The organism is Paenarthrobacter sp. 10N417, assembly GCF_056394745.1.
The window spans coordinates 73,065-79,887 of sequence record NZ_JBFTIL010000025.1 but is presented as its reverse complement, the minus strand read 5'-3'; the positions used below and the strand labels follow the sequence as shown (position 1 = coordinate 79,887).

At 62.2% G+C, this 6,823-nt stretch carries 5 protein-coding genes; all 5 read right to left on the bottom strand.

Annotated features, from left to right (window positions below; all coding sequences use genetic code 11):
• Positions 1-530 precede the first annotated feature (530 nt).
• Positions 531-2,621, bottom strand: coding sequence for a PhoX family protein (locus tag AC1DCM_RS23245; protein ID WP_442016499.1), 2,091 nt, complete (start codon positions 2,619-2,621; stop codon positions 531-533).
• 76 nt (positions 2,622-2,697) lie between these two features.
• Positions 2,698-3,726 (bottom strand): o-succinylbenzoate synthase, encoded by a 1,029-nt coding sequence (locus AC1DCM_RS23240; RefSeq protein WP_442016500.1) that lies wholly within the window; start codon positions 3,724-3,726, stop codon positions 2,698-2,700.
• 48 nt (positions 3,727-3,774) lie between these two features.
• Positions 3,775-4,884 carry a Gfo/Idh/MocA family protein gene (locus tag AC1DCM_RS23235; RefSeq protein ID WP_442016662.1) on the bottom strand — a complete coding sequence of 370 codons (1,110 nt, stop codon included), beginning with the start codon at positions 4,882-4,884 and terminating at the stop codon, positions 3,775-3,777.
• A 66-nt stretch (positions 4,885-4,950) separates the two neighbouring features.
• Positions 4,951-6,072 (bottom strand): Gfo/Idh/MocA family protein, encoded by a 1,122-nt coding sequence (locus tag AC1DCM_RS23230; protein WP_442016501.1) that lies wholly within the window; start codon positions 6,070-6,072, stop codon positions 4,951-4,953.
• A complete protein-coding gene (locus tag AC1DCM_RS23225; protein ID WP_442016502.1) occupies positions 6,069-6,821 on the bottom strand; it encodes a sugar phosphate isomerase/epimerase family protein in 753 nt (250 codons plus the stop codon). The genes AC1DCM_RS23230 and AC1DCM_RS23225 overlap by 4 nt, the downstream gene beginning before the upstream one ends.
• Between the last annotated feature and the right edge of the window lie 2 nt (positions 6,822-6,823).

Sequence of the window (6,823 nt, the reverse complement as noted above, 5' to 3'; positions counted from 1 at the left end):
GGCTGGTACAACCGCCGCCGACCCAACCGCCGCGCCGGCGGCCTCCCACCCGCCACAGCCCACGCAAACCACCACACCACCGCCCAGCAACCCCTGGCCGCCTAACCAACAACAACGAGAACTGTCTCAAAAACTTGACGAGCGCAGATGCTCTCGCACATCCAACCGGCTTCCACGGGATCCTCTCGCACATCGTGGGCCACTAAAAGGACCGGCCCGAGCCCGTCGGAAGTGAAAGAACAACCGCCTAAAGGCCGCAGGAAATGATAGAACGATCGCCCAAACGCCGCAGGAAGTGACAGAGCGATCCCCGAAAGTCCGCGGGAAGTGAAAGAACGATCGCCCAAAAGCCGCAGGAAGTGAAAGAACATCCGTCCGAAAAGCCGCAGGAAGTGAAAGAACAACCGTCCAAAAGCCGCAGGAAGTGAAAGAACAACCGCCCAAAAGCCGCAGGATGTGAGAGAGCATCGGGAAGACAGAAGCGCTCCCCCACCCGTCGACCCGGGCGAGGGAGCGCTTCGTCGGCTACGTTACTTGCGGAAAACCTGGACGATCGACGGCCGTGGCGCCCGCACCGTACCGGCGGCAGGCGCGGCTCCAGCGTCCACGTAATCTGGGAAGAACGAGTGCTGGTCCGCGAACGTGCCTTCCTCGCCCGGGTGCTGGACCGCTACGAAAACGCTGCGCTCCTCGTCGTGGACGATCGGGCCACAGGTCTCGGCTTCGCGCGGGACTGCGAGGAACTGCTCCACCTTTCCGCGTTCGGGGCCTTCGAGGGTGACCTTGAACAGCCCGTCTGCGTAGCCGATGGTGGACGGTGCACCGTCGGTGGAGATCCAGAGGTTGCCTACGGAGTCGAAGGCCACGTTGTCCGGGCAGGAGATCGGGGAAACCTTGTTCGCCGGGAATCCGGAGAAGTACGTGGACGTGTTCTTGGCAGGGTCGCCAGCCACGAGCAGCAGGGTCCAGTTGAACTTGGTGCCAGTCTGATCCGGGCCCTCAGTGATTTCCACGATGTGGCCGTCACGGTTCAGCGTTCGGGGGTTGACCTCGGTGGCGCCTTCCTTGCCGGCCTTGCCGCGGTCCGAGTTGTTGGTGCAGGCCACGTAAACCTTGCCGGTGAGCAGGTTGGGCTGGACGTCTTCGCAGCGGTCCATCTTGGTTGGGCCCACTTTGTCAGCGGCAAGGCGGGTGTAGACAAGGACTTCAGCAACAGACATTCCGGGAACCGCCGAGACACCACCCACTACGAGGGGCAGCCACTCGCCGGTGCCATCGAAGGCGCCGTCGGCAGGAACCTTGCCAGTGCCATCAATTTCTGCCGCCGGGGAGTCACCGGTGAAGCGGGCAACGTACAGGTCACCTTCGGAGAGCAGGCTCATGTTGTTCTTGCGGGCATCCGCTGAGTCGCCGGGCTGGTATTTGCCCTTGGACACGAACTTGTAGAGGTAATCGAAGCGCTCGTCGTCACCCATGTACGCCACAACCTGGCCCGACGGAGCCACAATCACGTTGGCGCCTTCATGCTTGAAGCGGCCCATGGCGGAGTGCTTCTTCGGAGTGGAGGTGGGGTCGAACGGGTCAACTTCCACGATCCAGCCGAAGCGGTTGGTCTCGTTGGCGTAGCCGGCGTTGCGCGTGTCGAAGCGGTGCTCGTCCAGTTCCCATTGACGCGTGGTCGGCTTCGCAGAAATGCCGTAGCGCTTGTCGCTGTCGCTGGTGCCGGGGGCGGCAAAATAGCCGTTGAAGTTCTCTTCGCCGGAAAGGATGGTTCCCCACGGAGTGGTTCCGCCGGAGCAGTTGCCCAAGGTTCCCTTGATCCAGCGGCCCTCCGGGTCATCGATTGTCTTGACCAGGTTGGTGCCTGCAGCAGCGCCGGTCAGCTCATAGACGGTGTCCGTGAGGAAGCGCCGATTCAGGGGTGCACCCTGAACGTAGCTCCAGGGCTGGTTCTTGTTCTTGCGCTCCAACTCCACCACCGTCAGGCCGTGACCGGCTCGACCAATGGCACGGGTTTCAGCGGCGTCAAAACCTGCCGGCAGCATGATGTTCTCGTTGGTGTATTCATGATTCGTGAACAAGACGGCTCGGCGGTCCTTGGACCCGGGAACCGGGACGATGTCCGTGTAGTCGTTGTTGTAGCCGAATTGGCGTGCTTGGCCAGCAGCCGTCTGCGCGTTGAGGTTGAAGGCCGGCGAATCGGCGAAAAGGGGGTCACCCCAGCGGATGATCGGCTTCCAGTCGAACCCCTCTGGAACTGTGAAAGCGTCAACAGCGGCGTCAACAGGCTTGATTGCCGTGAACTGGAGCTTGGACTTCCCGAAGCCCTTCTTGGCTGCGTCCGACAAACCGTTGCCGGCATCGGCAACCGCAGAGTCGGCACCAGTCACTGCACTACCAAGAACGACGGCGAGCGCACCGGCGGCGCCAAGCCCCAGGGCGGCGCGGCGGCTCATGGCCGTTGAGGCGATGTCGCGGAAGTAGCCGTTGGAGCTGGTGTTGCAAACATCGCCGGCACAGGCGTTGTCGCACTTGAGAGCGCACGTGACCGCGCTGCGCTTGCCTTTGGTGTGGCCGAACATGGGCAGCAGTGGGAATGTGCGTCCAGTGGTATCAGACATGAGGGGACCTTCCAGAGAATGTACGAGGTTCCCGCTGAGCCTTTCAGCGCAATCGGAATCCGAGAGGACTCTCTGGTTAAGTTTCGGTGAACAGGTCTTCTTGGGAGGACGCGAGCGCCGAATGTACGCGTCTGAGCCTCTCTAACCACCAGTCCCGACGTTCCCCCGGAGCCGCATAGTGCTCCAGCAGCCCAGGATCGGCGACGGCCTCGCGAAGGCGGATGGCGCCGTCGTCGGCTACCAAGGGATCCAGTGTGATGTCCGAGGCGAAGAGCGAAACGGTGCCAAGCCCGCAGGCGTATGGCAGCGAGGGCAGCGCGGCTGCGAGCGCCAGACCGCCGCGGATTCCGATGGAGGTATCCAGGGCGGAGCTGACGACGGCGGGAAGGCCGGCCTGGGCGACGATGTCCAGGGCGCGTGCCACTCCCCCGAGCGGCGCTACCTTGACGACGATCAGGTCTGCAGCCCCCGCCCTGGCAACGCGAAGGGGGTCGGCCTCTTTCCGGACGCTTTCATCGGCGGCTATCAGGACGGGTGTTCCCGCGGCGGCAAGGCGACGGCGCACCTCAGCCAGACCCTCAATGTCCGGCACGGGTTGCTCTGCATATTCAAGTGCGACAACTGACAGTTTGCCCAATGCCTCTACAGCCTGATCAACATCCCAACCCCCGTTCGCATCGACGCGGATGGCTGCGTCGGGAAGGGCGTCGCGCACGGCGGTGACCCTTGCGAGGTCGTCGGCAAGAGATTGCCCACGCTCAGCAACTTTGATCTTGACGGCATCCACTCGGCCGAACCGAGCAAGTACTTCCGGCACACGCTCCGCAGGGACTGCGGGAACGGTGGCGTTCACGGGAATGCTCTCCCGAAGAACTGGAGGGAACCCAGTCCAGCCTGCTTCCAAGGCGGCAGAGAGCCAACGCGAGGATTCGTCGTCGTCGTATTCCGGAAAGGGGCAGAATTCACCCCAACCCAGAGGCCCTTTCAAGAGAAGTGTTTCCCGCTCCATGATGCCGCGGAACTTCACGCGCATGGGCAGTGAAACAACGTGGGCATTATCGAGGAGTTCTTCGAGCGGCGGCACATCAGGAAGGCGAGCGGGCATATTGCCACTGTACCGGCGGCTCCTCACGCCTAAGGCACGTCAATTGGGCTATGTGGACAACTGGATCAGGGAGCTTTTGGCGGCCGCGGACTCTTCCACGGCAGCGAGGATGTGCTGGACGTTGAGGCCCTCTTCGAATGATGGCGAGGGCTGGTTTCCGTCCCGAATGGCAAGGAGGAAGTCCCGGATTTGGTGGGTAAAAGTGTGTTCCCAGCCGATGATGTGGCCTTGGGGCCACCACGCACCCATGTAGGGATGTTCGGGTTCGTTGACGAGGATCCGTCGGAAGCCTTGCTCTCTGATGGGAGAGGTCGCGTCCAGGAAACCGAGCTCGTTCAGGTTCTCGAGATCAAAGGTCAATGATCCGGATGAGCCGAAAACTTCGATTCGAAGGCTGTTCTTCCTGCCTGTGGCAACCCGGGATGCTTCGATCGAGGCGCCGACGTTTCCTGTGAGGCCAAGGGTTGCCCAGACAGCGTCGTCCACCGTCACCTCCTCCATTCCGTCGGGACCGGGGCGCGCGGCGACAAAGGTCCGCAACGTGCCAGTGACCTCCGTGATGGTTTGACCGGTGAGGAACAGCACCTGGTCGATTGCGTGGGAGGCGATGTCACCCAAAGCCCCGGAACCAGCCATTTCCTTCCGCAAACGCCAGGTCATGGGTGATTTAGCGTCGGCGAGCCAATCCTGGAGGTATGCGGCGCGGACGTGACGGACTGTACCCAATCGTCCCTCGGCGATCAGTTCGCGGGCCAACGCCAAGGCCGGAACGCGACGGTAGTTGAACCCGATCATGGACTGCACGCCCTTTCCCCGAGCGATACCGGCGGCTGCGGTCATGGCTTCGGCTTCAGCCAAGGTATTGGCCAGGGGTTTCTCCACGAGGACATGCTTGCCGGCTTCCAGTGCGGCGATGGCGATTTCAGCGTGCATCCAGCCAGGGGCGCAGATATCGACGATGTGGATGTCGTCGCGTTCAATGACGGACCGCCAGTCGGTGGCGGACTCAGTCCAACCGTACTTGGCGGCGGCCTCGGCTACCAGGGAGGCGTCGCGGCCAACCAGGACCTTCTGCTCAAAGGCCGGGACGTCGAAAAAGCTTGCTACGTTCCGCCATGCATTTGAATGGACCTTGCCCATGAAGGCGTAACCAATCATGGCCACGCCCAAGGGACGGTTCTGTTCCCGCTCGAAGCTTGGTTTCGGGGATTTCAAGGCGGTCTCCTACAGTGTTTGGGCCGACGGGTCCCAGTCCTCCGGGAGGGCAACGGAGGCTGGTGCAAAGCTTTCGACGTCGATGAAAGCGCCGGATTCGATTGATTCGTTGATGGAGACCATCGCGTCCAGGACGTGGTAGGCGAGGTTCCCGGTGGCCCGGTGTGGGACGCCTGAGCGGATGGAACGGGCCATGTCCAGCACTCCCAAACCGCGGCCATCTGAAGGGCCGGTAGCCGGAATCGTGGTCCAGTCCTCGTCCCCGGCCTTCCAGATACGGACGTCACCGTCGAATTCGTTGGGATCAGGAAGGGAAATGGTGGCCTCCGTCCCTGTGATCTCCACGAATCCCATCCGCTCACGTGGTGATTCGAAGCTGAAGACGCTGTGGGAGGACGCACCGTTGTCGAACTGGGCCATGGCGAAGACGTGCGTGGGTACGTCGACGGCGAACTCCTCCCCTGCCCTTGGTCCGGACCCGATCACGCGCATCTCCTTGGCTTTTGAGCCGAGGGCAGCAACTCGCCGGACAGACCCGAAGGTCTGAACGAGGGCGGTGAGATAGTAAGGGCCCATGTCGAACAGCGGTCCGGCGCCGTACTGGAACAGGAAGCCAGGGTTGGGGTGCCAGGATTCCGGGCCAGGTGTCTGGAAAGTGGTCATGGCCGTGAGGGGCGTTCCGATATCCCCGCGCTCAATAACCCGCCGCGCCGTCTGCAGCCCGGCGCCCAGGAACGTATCGGGCGCGCAACCCAGACGAATACCTGCTGCGTCGGCTGCCTTCAGCAGGCCAAGCCCAGATTCCCGGTCCAACGAAAACGGCTTTTCGGTCCAGACGTGTTTTCCGGCCAGGACCGCAGCAGTCGCAACTTCCACATGCGCGGCCGGGATGGTCAGGTTCACTACGATTTCGACGTCGGGATGGTTCAGCGCCGCTTCGACCCCACCCCACTCGGGGATGCCGTACTCCGTGGCCCGCGATTTGGCCGCATCCTCGAACAGGTCCGCAATGATGTGGACTTTCAGGTCAGGGAAGCCTGTGAGGTTGTCCAGGTACTGTTTGCTGATGTTGCCGGCGCCGATGACGGCGACCCCGACCGGCCCGTTGCCGGTGGCGATTAGGCCGTTCATGCCGGCTCTCCTGCGTTTACTGCTGCATTCTCCAGATACCTCAAGCTCTGGCTGATGCCTTCGAAGATGTCCCCTGCGTAGTCGTCGAACTCAACGACGCCCACTTCGAGGGACTTGGCTGCCGCAATGACGTCCAGGACAGCGATCCGGCCCTGGCCAGCGGGTTGCTGTGCTTTGGTGTCGGCAGTTATCGGGCCGTCCTTGATATGGATGAACTTCACCCGCTCACCGAGCCGCCGGAGGAGGGCTTCGGGATCCTGGCCTCCCACGGCCGCCCAGTAAACATCCACCTCCAGAACAACCTCCGGATCCAGCAGCCGGGCGAAATACTCAAGCGCCGGCTTGCCCTCTATCACCGACTCCAGTTCCCACTCGTGGTTGTGATACCCCACCCGAATTCCATACGCGGCGCCCTTCTTCGCCGCGGCATTGAGCTTTTCAGCCGTGGCCTGGATGTCCTCGGCCTTTTGCCAATGCTCTGCCGGCAGGAAAGGGTCGATCACCGTAGTGATGCCCAGTTCCTTCGCAGCCGCAAAGATTTTGTCCTGATCCTGACTCATCAGCGGTGCATGGCCAGAAGGCGCCGACAAGCCGTGCTCGGCCAGTGCAGCACCGAGCTCCTTGGCTGTGTCCACGAAGTCGTAGGGCTCCACTTGGGTGAAGCCGATCTCAGCGACCCTGCGGATGGAACCCGGGAGATCATCCTCCATCGCCTTGCGAAGGGTGAACAGCTGAATTGAATATGGCATTT

Bases quoted from the DNA above. Each gene is read 5' to 3' on its own strand.
- AC1DCM_RS23245 (WP_442016499.1), bottom strand. From the start codon at position 2,621: ATGTCTGATACCACTGGACGCACATTCCCACTGCTGCCCATGTTCGGC.
- AC1DCM_RS23240 (WP_442016500.1), bottom strand. From the start codon at position 3,726: ATGCCCGCTCGCCTTCCTGATGTGCCGCCGCTCGAAGAACTCCTCGAT.
- AC1DCM_RS23235 (WP_442016662.1), bottom strand. From the start codon at position 4,884: ATGATTGGTTACGCCTTCATGGGCAAGGTCCATTCAAATGCATGGCGG.
- AC1DCM_RS23230 (WP_442016501.1), bottom strand. From the start codon at position 6,072: ATGAACGGCCTAATCGCCACCGGCAACGGGCCGGTCGGGGTCGCCGTC.
- AC1DCM_RS23225 (WP_442016502.1), bottom strand. From the start codon at position 6,821: ATGCCATATTCAATTCAGCTGTTCACCCTTCGCAAGGCGATGGAGGAT.